The 24,181-nt window shown below is 71.6% G+C and carries 27 protein-coding genes; 12 read left to right on the top strand and 15 right to left on the bottom strand.

Going from position 1 to position 24,181, the window contains the following annotated elements; translation table 11 throughout:
- The first annotated feature begins 33 nt into the window (after positions 1 to 33).
- Positions 34 to 468, top strand: coding sequence for a hypothetical protein (locus D8896_RS14885; RefSeq protein WP_121822902.1), 435 nt, complete (start codon positions 34 to 36; stop codon positions 466 to 468).
- Positions 469 to 560: 92 nt separating this feature from the next.
- On the top strand, positions 561 to 1,034 hold the full coding sequence (locus D8896_RS14880) for a redoxin domain-containing protein (RefSeq protein ID WP_121822901.1): 474 nt from the start codon (positions 561 to 563) through the stop codon (positions 1,032 to 1,034).
- Positions 1,035 to 1,055: 21 nt separating this feature from the next.
- On the opposite strand, the gene mutS (D8896_RS14875) is transcribed toward D8896_RS14880, so the two are convergent.
- The gene (gene mutS / locus D8896_RS14875) at positions 1,056 to 3,761 is read right to left on the bottom strand and encodes a DNA mismatch repair protein MutS (RefSeq protein WP_121822900.1); all 2,706 of its coding nucleotides are present in this window, start codon (positions 3,759 to 3,761) and stop codon (positions 1,056 to 1,058) included.
- Between the two features lie 83 nt (positions 3,762 to 3,844).
- Between mutS (D8896_RS14875) and D8896_RS14870 the strand changes: the two genes are divergently transcribed.
- Positions 3,845 to 4,210 (top strand): hypothetical protein, encoded by a 366-nt coding sequence (locus D8896_RS14870; protein ID WP_121822899.1) that lies wholly within the window; start codon positions 3,845 to 3,847, stop codon positions 4,208 to 4,210.
- Between the two features lie 14 nt (positions 4,211 to 4,224).
- Here D8896_RS14870 and thiD read toward each other — a convergent pair whose 3' ends face one another.
- Together thiD and D8896_RS14860 are read right to left on the bottom strand one after the other, a co-directional pair.
- Complete coding sequence (gene thiD, locus D8896_RS14865; RefSeq protein ID WP_121822898.1) at positions 4,225 to 5,586, bottom strand: bifunctional hydroxymethylpyrimidine kinase/phosphomethylpyrimidine kinase; 1,362 nt, start codon at positions 5,584 to 5,586, stop codon at positions 4,225 to 4,227.
- A 73-nt stretch (positions 5,587 to 5,659) separates the two neighbouring features.
- Entirely contained in the window at positions 5,660 to 6,667 is a 1,008-nt protein-coding gene (locus D8896_RS14860) for an AIR synthase-related protein (protein WP_121822897.1), read from the bottom strand.
- A gap of 248 nt (positions 6,668 to 6,915) precedes the next feature.
- Between D8896_RS14860 and D8896_RS20160 the strand changes: the two genes are divergently transcribed.
- Genes D8896_RS20160 through nucS form a run of 3 tightly spaced genes read left to right on the top strand, consistent with a single transcriptional unit; the run spans position 6,916 to position 8,514 of the window.
- Complete coding sequence (locus D8896_RS20160) at positions 6,916 to 7,110, top strand: DUF7501 family protein (RefSeq protein ID WP_121822951.1); 195 nt, start codon at positions 6,916 to 6,918, stop codon at positions 7,108 to 7,110.
- 56 nt (positions 7,111 to 7,166) lie between these two features.
- Positions 7,167 to 7,727: a DUF6735 family protein gene (locus D8896_RS14850; protein WP_121822896.1), complete on the top strand. Its 561-nt coding sequence runs from the start codon at positions 7,167 to 7,169 to the stop codon at positions 7,725 to 7,727.
- 46 nt (positions 7,728 to 7,773) lie between these two features.
- On the top strand, positions 7,774 to 8,514 hold the full coding sequence (gene nucS, locus D8896_RS14845; RefSeq protein WP_121822895.1) for an endonuclease NucS: 741 nt from the start codon (positions 7,774 to 7,776) through the stop codon (positions 8,512 to 8,514).
- A gap of 30 nt (positions 8,515 to 8,544) precedes the next feature.
- Here the strand turns inward: nucS and D8896_RS14840 are convergent, their stop codons facing one another.
- Both D8896_RS14840 and mutS (D8896_RS14835) read right to left on the bottom strand, forming a co-directional pair.
- Positions 8,545 to 8,952, bottom strand: a complete 408-nt coding sequence (locus D8896_RS14840; protein ID WP_121822894.1) for a hypothetical protein — start codon at positions 8,950 to 8,952, stop codon at positions 8,545 to 8,547.
- Positions 8,953 to 8,995: 43 nt separating this feature from the next.
- The gene (gene mutS, locus D8896_RS14835; RefSeq protein ID WP_121822893.1) at positions 8,996 to 11,683 is read right to left on the bottom strand and encodes a DNA mismatch repair protein MutS; all 2,688 of its coding nucleotides are present in this window, start codon (positions 11,681 to 11,683) and stop codon (positions 8,996 to 8,998) included.
- 156 nt (positions 11,684 to 11,839) lie between these two features.
- Here mutS (D8896_RS14835) and D8896_RS14830 point away from each other — a divergent pair, with 156 nt between their 5' ends.
- Together D8896_RS14830 and D8896_RS14825 are read left to right on the top strand one after the other, a co-directional pair.
- On the top strand, positions 11,840 to 12,202 hold the full coding sequence (locus D8896_RS14830) for a thioredoxin family protein (RefSeq protein WP_121822892.1): 363 nt from the start codon (positions 11,840 to 11,842) through the stop codon (positions 12,200 to 12,202).
- An 83-nt stretch (positions 12,203 to 12,285) separates the two neighbouring features.
- Positions 12,286 to 12,927: a DsbA family oxidoreductase gene (locus D8896_RS14825; protein WP_121822891.1), complete on the top strand. Its 642-nt coding sequence runs from the start codon at positions 12,286 to 12,288 to the stop codon at positions 12,925 to 12,927.
- 24 nt (positions 12,928 to 12,951) lie between these two features.
- Here D8896_RS14825 and D8896_RS14820 read toward each other — a convergent pair whose 3' ends face one another.
- Positions 12,952 to 13,905 (bottom strand): oxidoreductase, encoded by a 954-nt coding sequence (locus D8896_RS14820; protein ID WP_121822890.1) that lies wholly within the window; start codon positions 13,903 to 13,905, stop codon positions 12,952 to 12,954.
- Positions 13,906 to 13,994: 89 nt separating this feature from the next.
- On the bottom strand, positions 13,995 to 14,366 hold the full coding sequence (locus D8896_RS14815; protein ID WP_121822950.1) for an Hsp20/alpha crystallin family protein: 372 nt from the start codon (positions 14,364 to 14,366) through the stop codon (positions 13,995 to 13,997).
- A gap of 181 nt (positions 14,367 to 14,547) precedes the next feature.
- Here D8896_RS14815 and D8896_RS14810 point away from each other — a divergent pair, with 181 nt between their 5' ends.
- Positions 14,548 to 14,808 (top strand): DUF7577 domain-containing protein, encoded by a 261-nt coding sequence (locus D8896_RS14810; protein WP_121822889.1) that lies wholly within the window; start codon positions 14,548 to 14,550, stop codon positions 14,806 to 14,808.
- A gap of 67 nt (positions 14,809 to 14,875) precedes the next feature.
- Complete coding sequence (locus D8896_RS14805; RefSeq protein ID WP_121822888.1) at positions 14,876 to 15,373, top strand: hypothetical protein; 498 nt, start codon at positions 14,876 to 14,878, stop codon at positions 15,371 to 15,373.
- Here D8896_RS14805 and psmB read toward each other — a convergent pair.
- Both psmB and psmA read right to left on the bottom strand, forming a co-directional pair.
- A complete protein-coding gene (gene psmB / locus D8896_RS14800; protein ID WP_121822887.1) occupies positions 15,366 to 16,079 on the bottom strand; it encodes an archaeal proteasome endopeptidase complex subunit beta in 714 nt (237 codons plus the stop codon). The two genes, D8896_RS14805 and psmB, sit on opposite strands and share 8 nt — an antisense overlap.
- A 2-nt stretch (positions 16,080 to 16,081) precedes the next feature.
- A complete protein-coding gene (psmA, locus tag D8896_RS14795; RefSeq protein WP_121822886.1) occupies positions 16,082 to 16,819 on the bottom strand; it encodes an archaeal proteasome endopeptidase complex subunit alpha in 738 nt (245 codons plus the stop codon).
- A gap of 440 nt (positions 16,820 to 17,259) precedes the next feature.
- Between psmA and D8896_RS14790 the strand changes: the two genes are divergently transcribed.
- Positions 17,260 to 17,490, top strand: coding sequence for a hypothetical protein (locus tag D8896_RS14790; protein WP_121822885.1), 231 nt, complete (start codon positions 17,260 to 17,262; stop codon positions 17,488 to 17,490).
- A gap of 77 nt (positions 17,491 to 17,567) precedes the next feature.
- On the opposite strand, the gene D8896_RS14785 is transcribed toward D8896_RS14790, so the two are convergent.
- From D8896_RS14785 to D8896_RS14770, 4 genes are all read right to left on the bottom strand, one after another.
- Positions 17,568 to 19,844, bottom strand: coding sequence for a transglutaminase TgpA family protein (locus tag D8896_RS14785; RefSeq protein ID WP_121822884.1), 2,277 nt, complete (start codon positions 19,842 to 19,844; stop codon positions 17,568 to 17,570).
- A complete protein-coding gene (locus D8896_RS14780; RefSeq protein WP_121822883.1) occupies positions 19,841 to 20,839 on the bottom strand; it encodes a DUF58 domain-containing protein in 999 nt (332 codons plus the stop codon). The genes D8896_RS14785 and D8896_RS14780 overlap by 4 nt, the downstream gene beginning before the upstream one ends.
- The gene (locus D8896_RS14775) at positions 20,839 to 21,822 is read right to left on the bottom strand and encodes an AAA family ATPase (protein WP_121822882.1); all 984 of its coding nucleotides are present in this window, start codon (positions 21,820 to 21,822) and stop codon (positions 20,839 to 20,841) included. Before D8896_RS14775 ends, D8896_RS14780 begins: the two co-directional genes overlap by 1 nt.
- Positions 21,823 to 21,949: 127 nt before the next feature.
- Positions 21,950 to 22,165, bottom strand: coding sequence for a DUF7573 domain-containing protein (locus D8896_RS14770; RefSeq protein ID WP_121822881.1), 216 nt, complete (start codon positions 22,163 to 22,165; stop codon positions 21,950 to 21,952).
- Positions 22,166 to 22,245: 80 nt separating this feature from the next.
- Here D8896_RS14770 and D8896_RS14765 point away from each other — a divergent pair, with 80 nt between their 5' ends.
- Entirely contained in the window at positions 22,246 to 22,452 is a 207-nt protein-coding gene (locus tag D8896_RS14765; protein ID WP_121822880.1) for a hypothetical protein, read from the top strand.
- Here the strand turns inward: D8896_RS14765 and D8896_RS14760 are convergent.
- Complete coding sequence (locus D8896_RS14760) at positions 22,409 to 23,389, bottom strand: 5,10-methylenetetrahydromethanopterin reductase (protein ID WP_121822879.1); 981 nt, start codon at positions 23,387 to 23,389, stop codon at positions 22,409 to 22,411. The two genes, D8896_RS14765 and D8896_RS14760, sit on opposite strands and share 44 nt — an antisense overlap.
- Positions 23,386 to 24,144, bottom strand: a complete 759-nt coding sequence (locus D8896_RS14755) for a coenzyme F420-0:L-glutamate ligase (protein WP_121822878.1) — start codon at positions 24,142 to 24,144, stop codon at positions 23,386 to 23,388. Before D8896_RS14755 ends, D8896_RS14760 begins: the two co-directional genes overlap by 4 nt.
- Positions 24,145 to 24,181 lie beyond the last annotated feature (37 nt).

The following is a 24,181-nucleotide window of genomic DNA, read 5'->3' as shown; positions in this document are numbered from 1 at the left end:
GTACGCTTTACTGTAAAAGGAGCTTTACACACGATGTCCGCCACCACGTCCATCGAGGAGCGCGAGCGGCACCGAGAGCGGATGAACCGGGCGCTGGGACTCGGCGTGGCCGGCGGTCTCGCCGGGACCGCGGCCGCCGTGTTCGCGCCGGCGAGCGTCGCCGACCTCCTCCTGTTCGCCGGGGTCGGTGCGTACTACCTCGGGGTGCTCGGCTACCTCACCGTCTGGCGGCGCACCGGCGTCCGGCTGATCGACGAGCGCGAGGCGGCGGTCGAGCGCCGCGCGAGCCGCGTCGTCTCGGGGGTCCTGCTGCTCGTCGTCGTCTTCGGCCTCCCGGCGGACGTGCTGCTCGACGCGACCGGTGCCGTCGACGTTCCGCCCGCGGTCCGCGGGGCGATCTGGGGGTACGGCCTCCTGCTCGTCGTCGGAGCGGTCGCCTACGGCCACGCCGAGGACCGGGTCGCCTGACCGCCGGCGTGCTCGCGCTCCGCGTCGCCCGCAAACGCCGGCAAACCTGTTCGTGAACGGCTTTATCCGTCTTCCAGCCCACGATCCGACCGATGCTCTCGAACGGCGACGCCGCACCCACGTTTACCGCGACGCTCGGCACGAGCGAGCACGAATCGTTCGACCTCGACGACCGCCTCGGCGACGGGCCCGTCGTCCTCGCGTTCTTCCCCGGCGCGTTCACGCCGCCGTGTACGAACGAGATGGTCGCGCTGCAGGACCACCTCGACCGCTTCCGCGACGCCGGCGCGACGGTGCTGGGGGTTAGTGCCGACTCGGCGTTCTCGCAGGGCGCGTTCCGCGAGGCACACGGGATCGAGTTCGACCTCGTCAGCGACATGGCCGGCGACGCGATCCGGGCGTACGACCTGGAGATCGACCTGCCGGACCTGGGGCTGTACGGCGTGGCGAACCGCGCCGTCTTCGTGCTCGACGCGGACGGCACCGTGACGTACGCCTGGGTCGCCGACGACCCGACGAACGAACCGGACTACGACGCGCTGATCGACGCCGTCCAGTCGGTCTGACGCGGCCGCCGCTGCGCCGTCTCACTCGTCGTCCAGTCGCGCCTGCCACTCCTGCACTTTCGCCATCAGCTCGACTGGCGGCGTCTCGTCGACGTTCAGGTCCTCGATAGCCGACAGCACGCGCTCCGCGTCGGGGTCGACGGCGTCAGGGCCGCCGTCCGCGGCCGCGTCGTCGGCTCCGGGGTCGGCTGACGCCGCGTCGGCGGTCGTGTCGGAACCAGTGTCCTCGTCGGCCGCCCGCAGTTCGCCGCTGCCGACGTCGAAGACGACCTGTTTCGTGCCGCCGTCGTTCCCGCCGCCACCGCTCCCCTTCGCCTCGATGGCCTTCTCCTCCCGGAGGCGGTCGAGCACCTCGCGCGAGCGGTCGACGACAGGTGACGGGACGCCGGCCAGATCCGCAACGTGGACGCCGTACGAGCGGTCCGTCGGGCCGTCGCGGATCGTCCGGAGGAAGGTTACGTCGCCGTCCGTCTCGTCGGCCGCGACGTGGACGTTGGCGACGCCCGCGAGGTGGTCCGCGAGCGTCGTCAGCTCGTGGTAGTGGGTCGCAAACAGCGTCTTCGCGCGGACCTCGTTGTGGAGGTACTCGGTCGCGGCCCACGCGATGGAGATGCCGTCGTACGTCGCCGTCCCGCGGCCCACCTCGTCCAAGATCACCAGCGACTCGTCGCTGGCGGAGTGGAGGATGTTCGACAGCTCCTGCATCTCGACCATGAACGTCGAGCGCCCCTGCGCGAGTTCGTCCAGCGCGCCGACGCGGGTGTAGATGCCGTCGACGACGCCGACCGACGCATCCCGGGCCGGGACGAAGCTGCCGACCTGCGCGAGCAGCGTGATGAGCGCGACCTGTCGCATGTACGTCGACTTGCCGCTCATGTTCGGCCCGGTCACGACGAGGAACCGGCGGTCGGCGTCGAGCGCGGCGTCGTTTGGGACGAACTCGGTGGTCTGTTCGACGACGGGGTGGCGGCCGCCCGATATCGAGAGGTCGTCGCCGCGGTGCAGGTCGGGGCGTGTCCAGTCGTTGTTGACGGCGTGGGTCGCCAGCGCGGCCAGCACGTCGACCGTTGCTACCGTCCGCCCCACGTCCTGCAGGAGTTCGGCGCGGTCGGCCACCGTCTCGCGGAGCTCCTGGAACAGCTCGTACTCCAGATCGCCTCGCCGTTCTTCCAGCCGGAGGACCTCGCGTTCCTTCTCGGCGAGTTCGTCGGTGACGAAGCGCTCGGAGTTCTTCAGCGTCTTCACGTTCTCGAAGCGCTCGGGCACCCGGTCGGCCTCGCTCTTGCCGACCTGCACGTAGTAGCCGTCGGTCTTGTTGCGGTCGACGGTGACGTGGGTCAGCCCCGTCTCGGCCTTCACGCGCTCCTCCAGCGTGTCGAACCACTCCTTCAGTTCCGCGTGGCGCGCGATCACCTCGTCCAGTTCGTCGTCGTACCCCTTCGTCAGGAGGCCGCCCTGCGTCACGGTCGAGGGCGGGTCCTCGGCCAGCGCCTCGTCGAGCGTCGTCCGCAGGTCGGCCGCGCCGGCCCGGTCCGGCCGGGTGACAGTCTCGGTCAGCGGCGAGTCGGCGAGTTCGGGGTCGTTCTCGACGGCGTCGACCAGATCAGGCAGCAGGGCGAGCGTGTCCCGCACCTTGAGCAGGTCCGTCGCGTCGGCGCTCCCGGAACTCGCCCGGGAGGCCAGGCGTTCGAGGTCGGCCGCGGCGTCCAGCGTCTCGCGGACCCCCTCGCGGGCCATCACGGCGCGGGCGAACGCGGCGACGCTCGCCTGGCGGCGCTCCAGCGTCTCGACCGAGCGCCGGGGGCGCTGGAGCCACTCCTTCAGCAGGCGGCCGCCGGGGCTGGTGACGGTGTGGTCGATGGTGGAAAACAGCGACCCCGAGCGGTCGCCCTGCATCGTCTCGGTGAGTTCGAGGTTGCGCTGGGTCGTCGCGTCCACCTCGACGTGGTCGTCGCCGCGGTACGGCTGGAGCCGCGTCATCGACGCCAGCACGCCCGTCCCCGTCTCCTCGACGTAGGCGAGGACGGCCCCTGCGGCCTGCACCGCCGGCCCCTCGGCGTCGACGCCGACGCTGTCTATCGCCTCGTCGCCGAACTGCTCGCGGGTCCGGTGGCGCGCCCGCCCCGGCGCGAACGCGGCGGCGTCGTGGAGCGTCACGGCTGCGTCGACTCGCTCGCGGACCGCGTCCAGAAAGCCGTCGTCGTTCCGGGCCTCCGGGCCGGGGAGCAGTTCGACGGGGTCGAACCGGTACAGCTCCGAGAGCACCTGTCCCGTCGCGTCGTCGCCGTCGACCGCGGTGACGTGGAACCGTCCCGTCGTCACGTCGGCGAACGCGAGGCCGTAGCCGTCGCCGTCCGCGACGACGCTCGCGAGGTAGCGGGCGTCGGCGTCCGTCGTCTCCAGGAGCGTGCCCGGCGTGACGACGCGGGTGACCTCCCGGGCGTGGCCCGACTCGGTCTCGTACTGGTCGGCGACGGCGACGCGGTAGCCGCGCTCGACCAGCGCCTTCAGGTACGGCGTCAGGTCGTCCAGCGGCACGCCGGCCATCGGGTACGACGACCCGTGGGAGGACTTCTGGGACACCTTCAGGTCCAGCTCGTCGCTGACCGTCTCGGCGTCGTCGGCGAAGAACTCGTAGAAGTCGCCACACTGCATCGCCAGCAGGTCGGCGTCGGTCTCCTCCTTCAGGGCGAGGAACTCCCCGACGATCCCCGTCGCCTCTGTCATGTCTCTCCCTCTGGTCCGTCGCGGGCTAAAACCCTGCGGGTTTCCACAGGCTATATTCCCCCGGGTGGTCGTAGTGGCCACCGGTGCCACCGAAACGGGCGGGCGTCCGGGCGGGGTTCGCAGGCATGGTGTTTGCCCTCCTGCTGTCGGTCGGGGCGGGGTACGCCACGTCGTCGGTAGACCGGGCGGACGGCCCGCTGGTCGACGTCGGCGGCGGACTCGCCGACGCGGTCGGAAACGCCGTCGGGAGCGTCGTTCGGGGTGTCGTGCCCGACGTGGCCGCCGAGATGCTGTTCATGCTGCTTCCCGCGTGGGTCGGCTACCCCGAACTCGGCGCGCTCTCGGCGCTCGTCGCCACGCTGGTCGGGTGGGCGGTCGCCGAGGCGCACTGGGCCGGGTGGACCGTGGAGGCGGCGGTCGACTGGGTCACTGCGCTCCGCGGCGAGTGAGACAGCGCCGCGGTTCACTCCCCGACCGCGCGGTCAAGCGCCAGCACGCGGTCGACCAGTGTCCCGGCGTCGGGCGCGAGTAGCTTGACGATGGCCTCCTTGCCGACCTCGCCGGCGTCGGTGACTGCGACCGGCGTGTCCGGCACCGACTCGAACGCCCGTCGGGTGCCCCAGCCCATCGTGCTCCCCTCCCGCGTCTTCACGTCCTCCGGTTCCGCGCTCCGGTCGTACGCCGCGACGGTCCAGTCCAGACCGGCCAGCGCGTCCGCCACCGCGTCGTCGAACCGGCAGTTGACCGCGTAGCGCAGGCCCGGGTCGAACTCGCGGGCGGCGAGCAGGAACCGCGCGACGTGGCTCGACGCGCCGAAGCGGACGCCGCGGTTCGGCGCGACGCCCGAGAGGGTGCGGGTGATCCGTCCCTCGACTGCGGCCGTCTCCGCGACAGCCTCCGCGCGCGGCGTCGCGCCGACGACGTTCATGCCGACTTCGGGAACCAGCCGGGACACGTCGGCCTCGACGAACGCGTCGACGACCTCCGAGACGGCGGCGGCTGTCGGCTGGCGGTCGGCCCGCTCGCGCAGCGCCGCGAGGCCGTCGACCGCGCCCGGCCCCTCGCCCACGTCGTTGTGGTAGCGGACCGCCCGCTCGACGAGGGCGACGGCGCGGTCGACCGCTTCGGAAACCGAATCGCCCGCGGCAAGTCGGCCCGCGACCGCCGCCGAGAGCGTGCAGCCGGTGCCGTGCGTGGCGTCGGTGTCGATCCGCGGCCCCTCGAAGGTCTCGACGCCGTCCTCGGTGGCGAGCACGTCCCGGACCCGGCCGTCCCCGACGTGCCCGCCCGTCACGAGCGCCGCGTCGGCTCCGAGGTCCAGCAGTTCCTCGGCGGCTGCCGTCTGGTCGACTTCGTTGTCCGGGTCGATCCCGGTCAGAACGGCCGCCTCGTCGGCGTTGGGCGTCACCAGGGCAGCCTCGGCGACCAGTTCCTCGTACGCCCGCTCCGCCTCGCGTTCGAGCAGGCGGTCGCCCGACGCAGCGACCATCACGGGGTCGACCACCGCCGGCGCGTCGGTGTCGGCGACGCGCTCTGCGACGGCCTCGACGACCGGCGCGGTCGCGAGCATCCCCGTCTTCAGCGCGCCCACGTCGAAGTCCCGGACGACGGCGTCGTACTGCGCCGTCACCTCCTCGACGGGGAGGACGTGGGTTCGCTCGACGCCGCGCGTGTGCTGGGCGGTGACCGCCGTCACGGCGCTCGTGCCGAACGCGCCCGCCGCCTCCATCGCCTTGATGTCGGCCTGTACGCCCGCGCCGCCGCCCGAGTCGCTCCCCGCGACCGTCAGGGCGACCGGTCGGTCCATGGGTGCCGATGTTCGCATACGCGGTGGTATCACTTGGTAGTACAAAGCGGTGGTGGGATCGTGCTGTCGGGCCCGGATGGTCCGAGGGCGGCTACTCCCCGGCCAGCCGTTCGTACACCGGCCACGACGAGTCGCCGTCCGGTTCCGGGACGCGCTCGCCGTCGGCGACGACCCCCTCGCCGTCCGTGACTCTCCCCACATCTGCAGCCGCCAGCCCCTCGCCCCGGAGGGCGTCGAGGACGCGGTCGGCGGCCTCCGGCGGGGCCGTCACGAGCAGCGTGCCGGAACTCGTCGCGCGCCACGGGTCGAAGTCGAGGGCGTCCGCGACCGCTCGCACGTCGTCGGGCAGCGGCACCGCGTCGCGCTCGAACTCGACGCGGACGCGGGCCGCGCCCGCGAGTTCGTGGAGCGCGCCGTGGAGGCCGCCCTCCGTCGCGTCGTGCATCGCGGTGACCGGCCCGGCGGCGGCCGCGGCGACGGCCCCGCGGACGTGGTCGACGCCCGGGAGACGGGCGGCCGCGGCGTCCACTGCGGCGTCGTCCGCCGGGATCTGGTCCGGGTACAGCGACGCGAACATCGCGGCGGCCTCGACGCCCGCGCCGGTCGTGACGAGCAGGCGGTCGCCCGGCCGCGCGCCGTCCGGGCGCACCACGTCGTCGTGGTCGCCGACGGCCATCGCGGTCGCGCCGCCGACCCAGGGGAACGAACAGCCGGCGTAGCGCGCTGTGTGGCCCGTGACGACGGCGGTGCCGAGGTCGGTGAGGGCCTCGTCCATCGCGCCCCACACCGCGGCGAACTCGTCGTCGTTCATTTCGGGCGGCAGGTGGAAGGCGACCGAGAGATGCGACGGCGGCAGGCCGGAGACGGCCACGTCGGCCAGTATCACCCCGAGCGCGAAGCGGGCGGCGCGCTCCCACCCCAGGTCCGGGAGGACGGAGACGGGGTCAGTCGCTGTCACGACCGCCGTGCCGTCCGCGTCGATCACGCCGAAGTCGACGCCGTGGCGCGGGCCGAGCGCCACGTCCGCCCGGTCCGCCCCGAGCCGCGGGTAGATGTACCCCTCGAAGAACTCGCGGTCGACCTTCCCGGTGCCGGCCATACCGGCGGTCGGACCGGCGGCGACAAAGGGATGCTGGTCGCGGGCGGCCGGCACGGGGCGGTCGCCCGCCCGACACCGGGGGCGACGGTTTTGCGCCTCCGTGTCGTACGACGGTCATGGTGGACGAAACGACCGAACGGGAGATACTGCTCGCCGCGGCCGAACGACCTGACGATTTACCTACGGAACTGGCCGACGCCGTCGACGCCGACCCGGGGACCGTCCGCGACGTGCTCGCACGCACCGACGTGGACGAGGAGGTCGAGTCGGTCGCCGAAACGGACTGGTCGGACCCCGACCGCTGCCCGTTCTGCGGCGGGGCGCTTTCCGACCCCGGTGCCGGATTCGTGGACCACATAGAGGAGTCGCCGGACTGCGCCGAGCGGTTCGACCAGTGGCGCGACGCCATCGCTGGCGACGTCGGCAGCGAGTGGGGCGGCTGACCGCGACGGGCGAGCGACGCAGGTTTATGTAGGGTGACGCAGCCACCTCGGGCCCCGTGGCCCACCGTGCCCTCGTCGCCTACGAGCGCCCCGACGGCGACTACGACCTCCACCGCTCGCGCTGGGGCGGCACCGATTGCTCGCTCGCCCGCCGGATCACCGCCGGGACGCCGTTCGGCGGGCCCGGAGCCGCCAGCAGCCGCCGGAGTCCGGGGCCGCTCACTGGTTCCGCACCCGAAGCTGATCCCCGCCCCGTGGAGCGCCGGCCGACCGCCGTCGGCCGCGACTTCGACGGCGTCGTCGACGCGGTCGACCTCCGAACGCACGAGGCGCTGTTCGTCGTCGCTCCCGACTACAGGGTGACGGCGTACCTGCCGCTGTGGTTCGGTCTCCCCGGCGTCGCGCCCGACGTGTCGGCCGGCGCGCTCGTCGCCGTCGATCCAGACGGCGGGCCGTACGGCGGTCCGCGGGTCCGGCGCTGGTTCCGCGCGACGAAGGGCGTCGTTGCCGACCTGACCGACCGCGGTGCGCTCACCCGCGACGAGGCGGTGGCCTACCTCGCCGAGCGCGTTAGGCGACGCGCGGGCGACCGGCGGGAGGTGATCGCCGTGACGTAGCCCGAACGCGGGCCGCTTTTGGTCGCTCGCCCCCTACGCCGGGGCAGTGACTGCAAGCGGCCGACGTTCGACCGACGTGACGCTCCGGAACCCCAGCGCCGAGGAGGCGCTGGCGACCGTCGAGGACGGCGTCGCGGCCGGCGCGCTCGTCACCCTGTTCGGCCGGTGCACCGTCGACTACGACGGCCGCGCCGCCAGCCAGCTCGGCCCGGGCGACCGCCACGTCATGCTCAAGCCCGACGGGACGATCCTCGTCCACACCGACGAGGGACAGAAGCCCGTCAACTGGCAGCCGCCGGGCTGTACCCACGAGCCGTCGCTCACGGAGGCCGGCGAGCTCCGCGTCCGGAGCGTCCGCTCGTCGCCCGACGAGGAGCTGGTCGTCGCGTTCGAGCGCGTCGACCAGGTGTCCGCGTTCGACCTGACCGACGGCCACGAGCTGGCGGTCGAGGGGACCGAGGAGGACCTCCGGCAGCGGATCCTCGCGGACCCCAAACTGATCGAGGACGGGTTCGCGCCGCTGGCGACCGAGCGCGAGACGCCGGCCGGCGCGGTCGACATCTACGGCGAGGACGCCGACGGCCGGACCGTTGTCGTCGAACTCAAGCGCCGCCGCGTCGGCCCGGACGCGGTCGGCCAGCTCGGCCGCTACGTCGACGCGCTGGAGCGCTCGCTCCACGCCGACGCGAGCGTCCGCGGACTGCTCGTCGCCCCCTCCGTCACGGACCGCGCGCGGCGGCTGCTGGAAGAGAAGGGGCTGGAGTTCGTCGCGCTGTCTCCGCCGTAACTGTGGCGAGGGGCGGGTACCGTCGGGGCGTCAGTACCCCTCGCCGGCGGGGCTGGCGTCGAGCACTGCCACCCCGCCGAGCGAGAGCGCGTTCGGGTGGTGGCCGTCGAGCGGGTCGCGGTAGCCGGTCGGCTCCAGCACGGCGGCGACGACGGCCTGGTCCTCCGCGAGCGTCGGCATCGCGTCGGCGACGGCGTCGACGCCGTGGTCGCGGCAGTAGACGCCGACCGGTTCCCACGTGTGGCCCTCGTAGCGGCGGAACGCGACAGTGACTTCGTCGCCCGCTTCGAGCAAGCCGTCGCCCTCGTCGCGGTCGACGGCAGCGTCGTTCCGGTGACACCGCGCGCAGGGGACGCTGCCCCGCGCGTAGTCGGGGTCGACGCCGAGGCCGCCCGCGACCGTCCCGGTGAGTTCGCGGGCCAGGTCGTCGGGGTTCACGGCGGATCCGTCGGGGCGGGACGGGCAAGTGGCTGTCGGACCGCTACTCCAGTTCCCGCTGGAGTTCGTCGAGCAGCCGCAGCGCCTCCATCGGCGTCGTGTCGGCGACGTTCGTCGCGCGCAGCCGCTCGGCGACGGACAGCGGCACGTCCGGGTCGCCGTCGGTCGCGACGGCGGGGTCGTCGTCGGTCGTCCGAGCCGGGGCTTCGCCGGCGGCGTCCGCCGGCGGCGCGGTCCGCGAAGTCGCATCGCCGTCGGCCGGGCCCTCGTCGTCGAGCAGGTCACGCGCTCGGCCGACCACGGCGTCCGGCACGCCGGCCATGCTGGCGACCTCGACGCCGTACGAGGCGGTCGCTGCCCCCGGCCGGATCTCGTGGCTGAATGTCACCTCGCGGTCGCCAGCGTCGTCCGGGCCGTCCTCGGCGTTGCCAACGCGTTCGGCGGCGAAGTGGCGGTTGAACGCGCCCGGCAGGTCGGCGGCGACTTCGGTCAGGTCGTGGTGGTGCGTCGCGAACAGCGTCGTCGCGCCCACCTCGTCGTGGAGGTACTCCGTGACCGCCCGCGCGATGGCGTAGCCGTCGGTCGTGCTCGTGCCGCGGCCGACCTCGTCGAGCAGCACCAGCGAGTCCGGGGTGGCCGAGCGCAGGATCTCCGACAGCTCGGTCATCTCGACCATGAACGTCGACTGCCCGCCGGCGATATCGTCGCTCGCGCCGACGCGGGTGAACACGCGGTCCACGATCCGGAGTTCGGCCGACTCCGCGGGGACGAAGCTCCCGACCTGTGCGAGCACGGCGATCAGCGCGACCTGGCGCATGTACGTCGACTTGCCGCTCATGTTCGGCCCCGTCACGACCGCGACCCGGTTTTCGCGGTCGAAGGCGGCGTCGTTCGGGACGAACGACTCCTGGGTCCGCTCGACGACGGGGTGGCGACCGCCCTCGATCCGGATCCGGTCGTCGACCAGCTCGGGGCGGACGTAGCCGTACCGGGCGGCCACCTCGGCGAGCGAGACGAGCGCGTCGAGTTCCGCGACGGCGTCCGCGAGCCGCTGGATCCGCTCGGACTCGGCGGCCACGTCGCCCCGCACCTCGCGGAACAGCTCGTACTCCAGCTCGTCGGCGCGCTGCTCGGCCCGGATGATCTCGTCCTCCCGTTCCTTCAGTTCGGGCGTGTAGTAGCGCTCGGCGTTCTTCAGCGTCTGCCGGCGCGTGTAGTCGTCGGGTACGCGGTCGAGGTTGGCGTCGGTCACCTCGATGTAGTAGCCGTGGACCGAGTTGTGGCCGACCTTCAGCGAGTCGATGCCGGTGCGCTCGCGCTCGCGCGCTTCGAGGTCGTCGACCCACGCCTTCCCCGAACGCTCCGTCTCGCGCAGGTCGTCGAGTTCGTCGTCGTACCCCTCGCGGATCAGGTCGCCCTCCGTGATCTCGGCGGGCGGGTTCTCGCGGACGGCGTCGCCGATCAGCGTCCGCACGTCGGCGAGGTCGTCCATCCCCTCGCGGAGGTCACGGAGGGGGGCGCAGTCGGCGTCGGCGAGGTGCTCCTTCAGGTCTGGAACGGTTTCGAGCGTCTCCTGCAGCGACCGGAGGTCCCGGGCGTTCGCCCGGCCGCGGGAGATCCGGCCGACCAGCCGCTCGATATCGTACACGTCCCGCAGGCGCTCGTGGAGGGCCTCCCGCGTCCGGACGCGCTCGGTCAGCTCCGCGACGGCGTCGTGGCGCGCCGCGATCCGGTCGCGCTCGATCAGCGGGCGGCGGAGCCAGTCCTTCAGCTTCCGGCTGCCGACGGCGCTGGCCGTCTCGTCCAGCACGTCGACCAGCGTCGCGCCCTCCGCCCCGTGGACGCCGCGGCGCTCGAACAGTTCGAGGCTCTCCAGGGCGACGGCGTCCAGCAGCATGTACTCGCGCGGGTCGTACCGCGTCAGGTGGTTGAGATAGCCGAGGTGACCGTCCTGCCCGCCGCGGGCGTACTCGGCGTACGCGAGCAGCGCGCCGCAGGCCCGGATCTCGGCGTCGGCGGCCAGCAGGCGGTCCGGCGAGCCGAAGTAAGCGCCGACCTTCTCGCGGGCGGCGTCGCTCTCGAAGACGGCCTCGTCGTACGGCGTCACCATGCAGTCCGCGTCGAACGCCTCCCTCGCGCCGGTCCGCACGTTCGGGCCGACGATGGCCTCGGGCGGCGCGAAGCGGCTCACCTCGTCGGCGACCGTCGCGGTCGAGTCGGCGCTCGTCACGTAGAAGTCGCCCGTCGACACGTCGAGCAGGGCGAGCCCGTACTCGGCGTCCCCGCCCGCGCCGGACTCCGTCAGGCAGGCGACGAAGTTGTTGTCGTCGGTGTCGAGCAGTTCGTCCTCGGTGAGCGTGCCGGGCGTGACGATCCGCGTGACGGCGCGGTCGACGACGCCGGTCGTCTCCTCGGGTTCCTGCACCTGGTCGGCGACGGCGACGCGGTAGCCCGCGTCGAGCAGCGTCTCGATGTACGACTCGGCGTTGTCCATCGGGATGCCGGACATCGCGTACGTGCCGGTGCTGTCCTCGCGCTCGGTGAGTGTGATCTCCAGCAGGCGGGCGGTCGTCTCGGCGGCCTCGCAGAACGTCTCGTAGAAGTCCCCGACCTGAAACAGGACGAGCGAGTCGTCGTAGCGCGCACAGAGGTCGTGGTACTGGCGCATCATCGGCGTCAGGTCCTCGACCCGCTCGGCCATCTTCTCGGGGGGTCCCAGCGCCGGGTCCATGGGAGATTGCCGTGCCTCCGGGGGGATATACCTCTCGGAACCGCCGGCCTCCCGGTCGGGCGTCAGCCAGTAGACCGTCGCTCCGTCGACCACCGCCGTGTGCGACCGCTGCACGCCCCCGAAACCCGCAAAAGCGTTCGGCGGTTACGACCGACAATGACCGACACCGCCGCGACACCGGCCGACGCCGACTTCGACACGCCCGTCAGCGTCGACACCGGCGAGGAACTCGACGCGCTCCTCGACGCCCACGACCTCGTCCTCGTGGACTTCTTCACGAAGGGCTGCACGCTGTGTCAGGCGGTCGAACCCGTCGTCGGCACCGTCGCCCGCGCGACCGACGCCGTCGTGGTGATGTGTAACCCGCAGACCGACCTCGCTCTCATCGACGAGTACGACGTGCGGAGCGTCCCGACGCTCGTCCTGTTCGCGGACGGCGAGGCGGTCGCCCGCCACGCCGACGGGTTCGTCGGGGCCGAGGAACTCGTGGGGATGGTTGAGCGACATGCCCCCAGATAGACACTTCTCGCCGTCGCGGCCGTGCGCCCGGCGCTCACACCCGGCCCGCGTTCTTGTGTCGCCGCGGGCTACGTGAATCCACGATGAGCGACGCCCAAGATCCGGCCACTGTCACCGTCTACTCCGACTACGTCTGCCCGTTCTGTTACCTCGGGCGCAAGTCGCTGGCACAGTATCAGGAGACGCGGGACGGCGACCTCGCGATCGACTGGCACCCCTTCGACCTCCGCGCGGGCAAGCGCGGCCCGGACGGGGCGATCGACCACTCGGTCGACGACGGCAAGGACGACGACTACTACGAGGAGGCCAAACGGAACGTCCAGCGCCTCCAGGAGGAGTACGGCGTGGAGATGACGACCGAGATCGCGACGGACATCGACTCGCTGGACGCGCAGGTCGCGTCCTACTACGTGCGGGAGCACTACCCACAGGAGACGTGGCTGACCTTCGACTGGGCGATCTTCGACGCGCTCTGGCAGGACGGTCGTGACATCGGCGACGAGGCCGTGCTCACGGAACTGGCGGCCGACAGCGGGGTCGACCCCGACGAGGTGCGCTCGGCGATCGCCGACGATCAGCTCCGCGAGTCCGTGCGGGAGCAGTTCGACGCGGCGCGACAGCAGGGCGTCAGGGGCGTCCCGACGTTCGTCTACCAGGGTCACGCCGCGCGCGGCGCGGTCCCGCCAGAGCAGCTGGAGCGACTCGTCGAGGGCACGACGGCGTAGCGGTCGCGACACCGGCGACCGGCGTCAGGCCGGGTCGGAGAGCGAGTAGGTCACGCCGGTCGCCGCCGAGGACGCTTCCCAGAGCCTGCGGGCGGTCGACTCGTCGTACGACCGGTCGCTGGACCGCTGTTTCTCCGGGTGGCCGCGCATGTTCATGAACCCGCCCGGGCCGACGTAGTCGCCGCCGTCCACGGCCGGGTCGGTCGCCGCGTACAGCAGCGGAAGCGCACCGGCGGCGGGCGACTGCCCGAGGGTCGCGTTCGCGACCTTCATCAGCAGCAGGCGAAGCCGCGACCCGCTCATCTCCGGGCCGCGGCGCTGGAGGTTCGTGTCCGCGTACCCGGGGTGGCAGGCGACGCTCCGCACGTCCGCGTCGTCGGCGTCGCCCCCGCCGAGGCGACGGTCGAGTTCGTACGCGAACAGGACGTTCGCGAGCTTGCTCTGGGCGTACGCCTCCCACTTGTCGTACGACGCCTCGCCGTGCAGGTCGTCGAAGTCGATCCGGCCGCGCTCGTGGACGCCGCTGCTCTGGGTGACCACGCGGGTCTCGCCGGGCGTCTCACGCAGGTGCGGGAGGAGCAGGCCGGTCAGCGCGAAGTGGCCGAGATGGTTGACGCCGAACTGCCGTTCGAAGCCGTCGGCCGTCTCGCGGCGGGGGATCGCCATCACGCCGGCGTTGTTACAGAGGACGTGGAGCGGGAGGTCCTGCGCCTCGAACCACGCCGCGAACGCCCGGACGGAGTCGAGATCCGCGAGGTCCAGTTCGCCGACGGTCAGCGACGCGGCGGGCACGTCCTCGCGGACGTCCGCCTTGGCCGACTCGGCGCGCTCGACGCTCCGGCAGGCCATCACGACGTGTGCGCCCTTTCGGGCGAACGCTCGCGTCGCCGCGAGACCGACGCCGCTGTTCGCGCCGGTGACGACCACCGTCTTCCCGGACTGGTCCGGCATCGAGGACACGTCCCACGACTGGCTCATACGGACGCTTCGACCCGAAAAACAATCGTTCTGACGCTTGCGGTAGCCGTCACCGCGGCGGGGACTCCGACGCGCCCGGCCGACGGCGGTTACTCGATCTCGATGGTCCGGCCGCGGGCGGTCGCGCGCTCGACGACCGGGAGCCGGACTTCGAGGACGCCGTTCTCGTAGGAGGCGGCGATATCTTCCTCGACGATCTCCTTCGGCATCCGGAAGCTACGGTGGTACGTTCGCTTCCGGCCGCGCGCATCATCCTCGTGCTCGGCCGAGACGTTCAGCCGCCCCTCGTACCAGTTGACGGTGATCTCGTCTCGGTCGAACCCGGGCAGCTCGACGCTGAGGACGAAGTCGCCGTCCTCCTCGTACAGTTCGGCGTCGTTGTCTCCGACCTGCCCGAACAGCCGGGACGGCAGGTCGAGGCTCTGCGTCCAGGAACTGACGGGACTAGTCGGGAGTGCCATCGGCATCACCCAGTCAACGATATGCTCGCGGTTCGTAATAAATCTAATGGAAAATATAGGAACGAAATACAGGATTAAAATACTACTGCGGAGGGTTCAGGAGAAAGAAGCTGTTGCCCCTCGGACTCCGTCCGACTATCCAAATTATTTAACTGTTTGGGTGGCGTATCGCCGAACGGTCATGTCCCCGACCTGGCTCTACGGCGCGCTGGCGCTGGCGGTCGCGCTCCAGGCCGTCGCCGTGCTCCTGGGGCTGTGGGTTCGCCGTAGGCGGGAGCGCACCCGGGACGGCGACCGGTCGGAGGCCGCGGTCGCCTGTCCCGACTGCGGCGCGGAGAACGAGCCCGGGTATCGGTTCTGTCGGCGCTGCGTCGCCGAACTGCCCGGCGCACGCCCGACGACGCCGGCCGGCGGCCCGCCCGCGACCCGCGGGCTGGTTTGACCCTGCGCGTCCCAACGCTTTTGCCGATACGAGCGTAACGGACTGAGCGGTTAGCCCGTATCCGACGATGAACGACGACGACAGCCGCGACCGCGGCGTGCTCACACCGGCCGACAGGGCGTTCCTCCGGGGGGAGGCGACGCTCCGGAGCGAACAGTCCGCCTACGACGCGCGATACCGCATCCGTCGGCGGCTCAGAAACGCCGTCCTCGACCTCGCGCTCCTGTTCGAACGGATGGAGTCCCGCGACCGCGAGCGCGTGTTCGCGGACGACGACCTCGACGACGCGCTGGTCGACGCGCTCGCACTCCTGTACCGTGGCGTCGGCGACGGCGACCGCTCGCGGCGGGCGACGTTCGTCGAGGCGGTCCACCGCGCCGAACGCCAGTGCGGGGCGACCGCCGTCAGCGCCACGTTCGAGGTCGAGCGGACGACCGCCTCGGTCGACGAGACCGTCGAAAAGATAGCGCAGGGCGCGTACCGGGACCTCACCGAGGCGGAACTGCGCGCGTTCGCGCATCACTGCGGCGAACGCGAGGACGTGGACGTCGACGACCTCAGATGACGTCGTCGAAGTCGGTGTGGCCGTTGATCTCGACGCCGTCGTCGGTGATCTCGGCGAGGAACACGCCGTTGCCGGAGCCGGTGTCGCGCTCGGCGGCGCTCTTGACCGACCGAGCGGCGACGGTCTTGGCTTCCTCGTTCGAGAGCCCCTCCTCGTACTCCTGTTCTAAGACGCCGTAGGCGAGCTGCATGCCCGACCCGGTGACGGTGTAGTCGTCGGCCATGACGCCGCCAGCGGGGTCGATCGAGTAGACGTGGTGGCCCTCGTCGTCGACGCCGCCCAGAATGGGGTTGATGGCGAAGAACGGGCCGCCGCGGGCGAAGTTGCCCGCCAGCGTGGCCAGTGCGTTGATGCTCATCGACTCGCCGCGGCGCGCCTCGTACAGGTTCGCTTCCGCCCGCAGGCTCTTGATGAACGACTGCGCGCCGCCCACGGAGCCGACGAGGGTTAGCGCCGCCGTGTCGTGGATCTGTTCGACCTTCTGGACGTTCTTGTTCGAGACGAACCGGCCGCCGAGACTGGCGCGCATGTCCGTCGCGATGACGACGCCGTCCGCCGTGACGAGGCCGACCGTCGTCGTCCCCGTCTTGTTCACGTTGTCCAGGTCGTCCGCGGACAGGTCGTTCGTCGGGATCTGCCCGACTTCGGGTTCGGTCGGTCCGGGCCGTCCGCCGTCGATGCCGTCGGTGGTGAAATCGTCGTGCATGGTCAGTCCTCCGTCAGGAGGTCGAGTTCGGCGAGGTGCGATTCGACGCGGTCCTCGTCGAGTTCGTCGTACGCCTCGGTCTCGACGTCGACCGTCGCGACGCCGACGCCGCTCGGCTCGAAGCCGTCGTCGGTGACGGAGGCCAGCGCCTCCAGCGCGAGGTCGATGCCGGCGTCCAGGTCGGCCGCCTCCTCGTAGTTGTCCTCCAGGTACTCCTGGATCTCGCCGCGGTCGCGGCCGACCGCCAGCGCCTTCCACTCGTTGGGCGTGCCGCTGGGGTCGGTCTCGAACAGGCGCGGCTCGCCGTCGTCGATGCCGGCGATCAGCAGCGCGACGCCGAACGGGCGCGCGCCGCCGGTCTGGGTGTACTGCTGGATGTGGTCGGTGACGCGCTTGGTCAGCGTCTCGACGCCGACCGGCTCGCCGTAGCGGATCTGCTCGACCTGCGCCTGCTGGCGCGCGAAGTCGATGAGCTGGCGGGCGTCGGCGACGTGGCCCGCGCTCGCGATGCCGACGTGGTCGTCGGCCTTGTGCAGTTTCTCGATGCTGTTCGGTTCCATCAGCTCCGAACGAAGCTGTTTGTCGACGGCGAGGACGACGCCCTCGCTCGTCCGGACGCCGATGCTCGCCGTCCCGCGCTTGACCGCCTCGCGGGCGTACTCCACCTGATAGAGGCGTCCGTCCGGCGAGAAGATAGTGATCCCGCGGTCGTAAGCCTGCTGTTGCGATTGTCCTTGCATGATAGGAGCCGTTTGACCTTCACCTCGGGTAACGGTTGCGCTATTCAAGTACCTTTTGCCCAAGCTGGCTAACTCTCGGTCGTTGTTAGTCTACTTCGAACTAACCCGAGCGGTGGGGTCGTCGGACTACCCTCCCTAGGGGCCGGACGGACAAAAGCCCGTTTCCCCCTGCAAGGTTGGCCGATTGGTGGCGCTCGTCGGTTCCGGTGCGTCGCCTCGACTGGAGTGACCTGTCGTACCGGCTGCCCGTCGTGGCGTCGTCGACTGCGGTCGGCGGTTCGCCCTGGTATCGACGGCTGATAAGTTATGAAGATAATTTTTGCTGGGCCAAAAAATCCATCATGTTGTCAACGCTGCGGTTCCCGGTGTGTTGGCTAAACTGAACTGGGATAAGATTTTAGTGGAAATCCGTCGTAGACGGTTGTGGAGGTGGGAGTGAGATGAGCGTACAACGCGACGACCGAACGGCTGCGGCCGGACGGCCGCTGGACGTATCGCGCTACGACCTCGTTCTGGCCGTCATCCCGGCGGCGCTTTGCTGTGCGCTGCTGGTCGGCCACCTGCTCTCGCTCTCGCCACGGGTCGCCCTCGTCGGCGGTGCGGCGGTCGGGCTGCTCGCCATGGTCGACGGCCTGTTCCGCCATCCGCCACACGGCGGCGACCCGGTCTGAGACCGACGGAACCGACGTACCGGACGGATTCGGACGGTTCGTAACCGTGTTTCTCCGATAGCGGCGCAACCCGTTCGTCAGCGGAACCGCCGCAGCACCGGCGTTCGCTCGGCGACGAGGGCGTCGACCAGTTCGACCGCCTCGTCGGCCTCGTCGCGGGAGACGCCGTCGCCGTAGCGGGCGCGTTCGTGGAGGCGGGCGACGCGCCGCGCGCGGTCGTCGAGGCCGGCGAGCGACAGCGCCTCGACGTACTCCCGCGGCGTCTCGCCGGGGCGGCGAGGGCGGTACTCCTGCGCGAGCAGGGTTTCGAGCCGTTCGCCGGCCCGCTCGGCGGCGGCGTCCGGCGTCGGTGTCTCGCCTTGCCAGTGGAGCCGCAGCCCCCGGTATGCTCGTCCCGTGACGCCAGCCCGGTGTGCGCCCGCGAACAGGCCGACCCCGACGAACAGGCCCCAGGCGACCGTCTCCGGCGACGGCGGCTCCGGGAGCGACGGTCCGCCGTCGTCCCCCGTCCCGCCGCCGTCGGCCGGTGACCGGCCGGTCGTCGCCGACGCCGTCTGACTGTCGACGGGGGTTTCCGTCCCGTTGTCGCTGCTGTTGTCGATCGCGGGCAGGTTCCCCGACCCGTCGCTGACCGTCCCGTTGTCGAGCGGGGTTCCGTTGGTGGGATCCGAATCGTCGGGGGTTGACGTGGTCGTCTCGGTCAGCGGTTCCCCGGCGCTCTCCGCGGTGTCGACGCCGTCACCGCCCTCCTCCCGGGCCTCCTGAATCCGCTCGGTCTCCGCCTCGGACCGCTCGCTGCTCGGCGTGGGGTCGAACCGCATCCAGCCGTGCTCCGGGAAGTACACCTCGACCCATGCGTGTGCGTCCACGCCGCGGACGACGTACGTGTCGTTCCCGACCTCCTGTCCCGGCGTGTAGCCGGTGACCATCCGCGACGGGATGTCCTGAGTCCGCAGCATCGCGACCATCGTCGTCGCGTAGTACGTGCAGTAGCCGGCGTCCATCTCGAAGAGGAACGCGTCGGCGATGTTCCCGTCCGGTCGCTCCACGTCCAGCGAGTACTCCTTTGTCCGTTCGAGATACCGCTCGATAGCGACGGCCTTGTCGTAGGGGTTGTTCGCGTCCCCGACGACCTCGTCGGTGCGCTCGCCGACCCGGTCGGGCGTGTCGTCCGGGAGCTGCGTGTAGTCGCGCTGTGCGACGTAGTCCGGGTACTGCGTCCCTGCGCTTCGCAGTTCGCCGGCGGTCGGCCAGAGTACCTCGCTCTCGACGGTGTAGGAGTCGCCGGGCGTCAGCGTGGCGTCGGTCGCGAGCCCGCCGTGGTCGGTGACGGTCGCGAGGTCGGCGGCGTCGCCGCCGACGGAGACGGGGCTGGCGGCGGCGGGCATCGCCCGCATCGGCGACTCGACGGTGACCCGCTGTTCGACCGTCCGCGACGGGCCCGGCGGTTCGAGAAGCTGGCCGTCGTACGCCGTCGACTTCCCGGACCGGATCCAGCCATTGCCGGTGAAGCGGTCGTACGTGGCGACCCGCCAGTACGAGCTGCGGTCGCTCTCGACGGTGAACCGGACCTGCGGCGACAGCTCCGTCTCCCCCTGGATCGCCATGCGGTCGGTCGCCTCGGCGAGACCACCGGCCCCCGCCGCGCTCCCGCTGCCACCGGGCACCAGAAACAGCGGCTTGCTGCCGTCGCCGCCGACCGCCGGCACCCACAGCGACGCGACAGCCATGACGACGACCAGTACGACCAGGAGGTCGGCCTGCTCGACGCCCCCGCCGCGCCGGTCGAGTTCGCCGAACCCGACGGCGGCGACGGCACCGAGCACGCCGAACAGCGTGACAGCGATCCCGGCGTCGCTGGTCAACACGAGCACCAGCAGTGCGACGCCGCCAGCGGCGACCGAGAGGACGTACCGGCGGCGGACGGCGAGGTACGCGGAGAGAAACACCGGGGCGGGCGCGAAGCCGATCGACCAGACGTCGGCCATCGTCAGCCGGAGGACGGAGTAGCCCGTCAGCAGCGCCACGGCGTCGGAGATGATCCGTCCGGTCCCGTTCACCACGACCGCCAGCCCGCCCGGCGTCACGACGAGATAGTACGCGTAGCCGGCGGCGGCGAGTCCCAGGGCCACCACCGCCGCCGTCCGCTCGCCGACGACCTGCGCGACCGCCACGCCGAGTAGCGCCGCGCCGGCGACGACCGGAAAGAGGAGGCTGCTGTCCCCGACGACCGTCGCCAGGTCGTGCAACACGGCGACGTACGACGCGGTGAGCGCGGCGACGCCGCCGAGCGCGAGGAGGCGGTAGCCCGACCCCCCGTCACGCTCGCGACCGACGCCGGTCCGCGTGCTCATGGCGTCACCTCCTGGCCCGTGGCGGCGTGAGCCGTCGGGCTTCCGGCGACGAGCGCGTCGAACGTCGTGTGCCGGTCGCCGAGGGTGACGGCGGTCCCGCCGTCGCCCGCTGTGACGACGACTTCCGCGTCCTCGCGCCGCTCCGGCGACACCGTCCCGGGACCGGTGCGAGCAAGCAGAGAGAGGACGGCGGTGCGGTGGTCGGGACCGTCGCCGGCGTCGACGGTTCCGTCCGGGGCGTCGACCGCGACCGGGACGCCGCGGTCGAGCAGGGCGAGCGCGACGCTGGCCGCCGCCGACGCCATCTCGTCGGCGCGGTCCCCCCCGTCGGTCTCGGCGACGACGCGGACGGCGTCGGGGTCGTCCCCGGCGAACTCCCGGACGAGCAGGTCGCCGTCCGGCCGCTTCGCGCTCGACTTCCAGTGGATATCGCCGCGGGCGTCGCCGCGCTCGTACTCGCGGAGGCGGTCGAACCGCTCCCGCCCCCCGGCGGTCGCGGCGGCCCCGAACGGGAGGGAACCGCGCGCCAGCCCGTACACCGGCGGGTACGCCAGCAGCGTGTCAGTGTCCCGGTCGTCGAAGGTGCGCCGGGCCAGCCCGAGCACGTCGGTGACGGTCACGGACGCGGGGCCGATCCGGTGCTCCCCGCGTGCGTCGAGCGTCACGTCGTAGCTGACGGTCCCGCCGACCGTCGCCTCCCGCTCGACCGTCCTGTCGCCCAGTCCGGCGTCGGTCCGGTCGGTGAGGCCCACCGCGGTTGCGTGCTCGCCGTCGACTTCCACGGTCACCGTTCGCGTCTCGCCGACGAACCCGCCCTCGGGGACTTTCCGGCGCACCGACGGCCTGTCGGCCCGGACGACCTGGACGACGGCGGCGGCGAGCGCGACGAGCGCGGGGACCATGACGGCGTTCAGCGAGCGCGCGCCGTACGCCGTGGCCATCGCCAGACAGCCGGCGACCAGCCCGACCACCGCCCAGCCGCGTCGCGTGAGCATCAGTCCACCCGGACCGACTCCAGCGCCTCGGCGACCACGCGAGCGCCGGCGTCCGCGTCGCCGTCGGCGACCCGGATCCGGTGGGCGAGGACGGTCGGGGCCTCCGACTGCACGTCGTCGGGGATCACGTAGTCCCGCCCGTCGAGGACGGCTCTCGCCTGTGCCGACCGGAGGAGCGCGATGGACCCCCGCGGACTCGCGCCGAGCTGTGCGTGCTCGCGGGTGTAGCCGGCGAGCCGGCTCGCGTACTCCCGGACCGGCTCGTTGACGGTCGCGTTCGCCACGGTCGCCCGGGCGCGCCGGACCGTCTCGACGTCCGTCACCGGCTCCAGCTCCTCGATGGGGTGGCCGCCGACGACGCGGTCCAGCATCTTCGCCTCCTCGTCCTGGTCGGGGTAGCCGAGATGGATCTTCTTCGTGAACCGGTCGACCTCCGCCATCGGGAGTTCGTACGTGCGGCCGCCCTCGACGGCGTTCTGCGTGGCGACGACCGTGAAGGGGTCCGGCAGCGGCCGGGTGTCGCCGTCGACGGTGACCTGTCCCTCCTCCATCGCCTCCAGCAGCGCGCTCTGGGTCTTGGGCGGCGCGCGGTTGATCTCGTCGCCGAGCACGAAGTTGGCGAAGACGGGTCCGGGCTGGAACTCGAACTCCCGGGTCTTCTGGTTGAACACGTTGACGCCGGTGATGTCGGAGGGCAGCAGGTCCGGCGTGAACTGCACCCGGCTGAACGAGCAGTCGATCGAGCGGGACAGGGCCCGCGCCAGCATCGTCTTGCCCACGCCGGGCACGTCCTCGACCAGTACGTGCCCGTCGGCGAGGACGGCGGTGAGGACGTGCTCTATCTCGTCGTGGTGGCCGACGATCACCTCCTCGACGTTGTCGATGATCGCGTTGCTCGCTCGGGCGGCGGCGTCCACCGAGAGCGGGGCCGGGTCGGCGGTCTGGGTCCGCTGTCCTGCGTCGGATCCGTGTGCGTCAGTCATGGTGAGCGTGGCCGGCGGGCGGCACGCCGAGGGTGGGAACCGCCCGAATATCGTGTCGTTCCCTAGCGCGGCGAGGCTTGTAACGTTGCTGTTCGTAGATCGTTGACGTGTCCGTCGCGTCCGGGGATCACCACTCCTTGCAGTCGGCACACACCAGCCGGTCGCCGTCGCGCCAGCGTCGCTCGACCGCGTCGCCGCAGTCCGGGCAGGCTGTACCGTCGGGCGACCAGCGGTAGGTCGAGGTGGCGGGATTCGGTGTGTCGTCAGGTGTGGCCGGGTCCGCGGCGTCGTCCGGCTCCGACCCGTCGCCGTCGAAGTCCGTCAGCGAGGCGTCTTCGGTCACGGCCGACCCCTTGGCACGGGACGCTCTTAGTGGTGCGGGAAGCCGAACCACACAAGTATGGTCGTCCCGAACCGACGCCCATGGTTTCGATCGTCGACAACCTCACCGAGATGGTGTCGCTGTTCAGCGACGTGGCGACCTCCGACCCGCTCTCCGCGGTGCTGCTGGCGGTCGGGGCGCTGTTCGTCGCCGCGCCGTCGGCCGCCCTTGGCTACCTCGCCGCCGGCGCGTTCGTGGACCTGATCACCCCCGAGTCGCTCGGTCGATCGCCGCCCCAGCAAGGCTGACGGCGGTCTCAAGGTCCGGCCCCAGCGGCGCGCCGGCGACGATCCCGTCCGCGTACGCCAGAATCGCTTCCAGTTGCTCGGCGACCGCTTGCTCCGTTCCGGCGACCGAGAACGCGTCTATCATCGCCGGCGTCACCGCGTCGAACGCCTCGCGGAACTCGCCGGCTTCGATCTGCTCGCCGATCTCGCCCGCTAGCTCGGCGTCGATGCCATGGCGCTCCAGCACGGGCGGTGCGGCCCCGCCGACGATGAACGCGACGGGCGGCCGTGCGGCCTCCCGCGCCGCCGCCTCGCTCTCGGCGACGCTGACGCTCGCGTACGCCGTGAAATCGAACTCGCCGCGGTCGTCGGGGCGTTCGTCCAGCCCCTCCGCGACGCGGTCGGCGGCCCACGCGAAGTCGTCGGGGTGCGAGGCGTTCAGCAGCACGCCGTCGGCGTGTTTCGCGCTCATCCGGATCATGTGCGGCCCCTGCGCGCCGACGTAGACGGGGACCTCGCCGGCGTCGTAGTTCAGTTCGGCGTCGGTCGCCTCGAACGTGCCGTCGTGGCTCACCGTCTCGCCGTCCCAGAGCCGCTTGGCGACCTTGAACGACTCCAGCACGCGCCGGAGCGGTCGGTCCTGCTCGTAGCCGAGGTTCGACAGCGTCGAGCGGTCGCCGGCCGCGATCCCGAACACGCCGCGCCCGCCGCTGACCTCGTCGACGGTCGCGACCGCCGACGCTAGCTTCACGGGGTGGGTGTCGTACGGGTTCGACGCGGCGGGGCCGACCGCCACGTCATCGGTGGCGGCGGCGATGCGCGACAGCGCGACGAACGGGTCGCGGTTGTTGTAGTGACAGCTCGCCAGCACGGCGTCGAAGCCGGCGGTCTCGGCGCGTGCGGCGAGGTCGGCGATGCGATTCAGGTCGTGTTCGGGCGTGAGTTCGATCCCGTTCATGGCTCGTACTCCCACTCCTCCAGCGCCTGTCTGACGAAGTCGCTCTCCCGGTTCCGGAACAGCTCGTCGCTCCCGCCGTGGTCGCCGAACTCCCAGCCACGGGCGACCGCGACGGGCGTCCCGCCGTCGCCCTCGCCGGTGACGAGGTTGGCCGCGGCCGACAGTTCGTCGACGACGCTCTCGACGGTCACTTCGAGTTCGTGGCCGTCGCGGTCGGTCTCGCCGCGCCAGTCTCGGCTGGCGGGCATCCCGGCGTAGCCGAGCGCCACGCCGCGCTGGCCGTGCCGGAACGGCCGCCCGCTGGTGTCCGTGACGACGACGGCGGCGTCGGCCGAGAGGTTCGCCCGGATCCGCTCGGCGCTCGCCGTCGGGTCTTCGGGGAGGAGCAGCAGGTCGGCGTCGGGCACGTTCGAGCGGTCGATGCCCGCGTTGACGCCGACGTGGCCGAACCGCGTCTTCGACAGCAGAAAGGGCTCGTCCATCAGCAGCGCCTCGCTCTCCTCCAGCACGGCCTGCGCGAACCGGGGGTCCTTCTCGTCGCCCGTGACCGCTTCGATGCGCTCGGCGACCGCCTCGGCGCGCTCGCCGGGCGGGAAGTCCGAGAGGTCGGCGGTCCGGCCCTCGGCCTTCGAGACGACCGTGCTGGCGACGAGGACCACGTCGTCGTCCCGGAGGTCAGCCCGCTCCTCGACCAGGGCGGCGATGTCGTCGCCCTCGCGGACCTCCGGCAACCCCGGGACAGCGAACAGTTCCATGGCGGAGCGTCGGCCCGTCGCGGTAAAAAGCGCGCGG

It is taken from the genome of Halostella salina, from assembly GCF_003675855.1.
GTDB classification, from domain to species: Archaea; Halobacteriota; Halobacteria; order Halobacteriales; family Natronoarchaeaceae; genus Halostella; species Halostella salina.
This window is presented reverse-complemented; position numbering and strand designations above follow the sequence as displayed.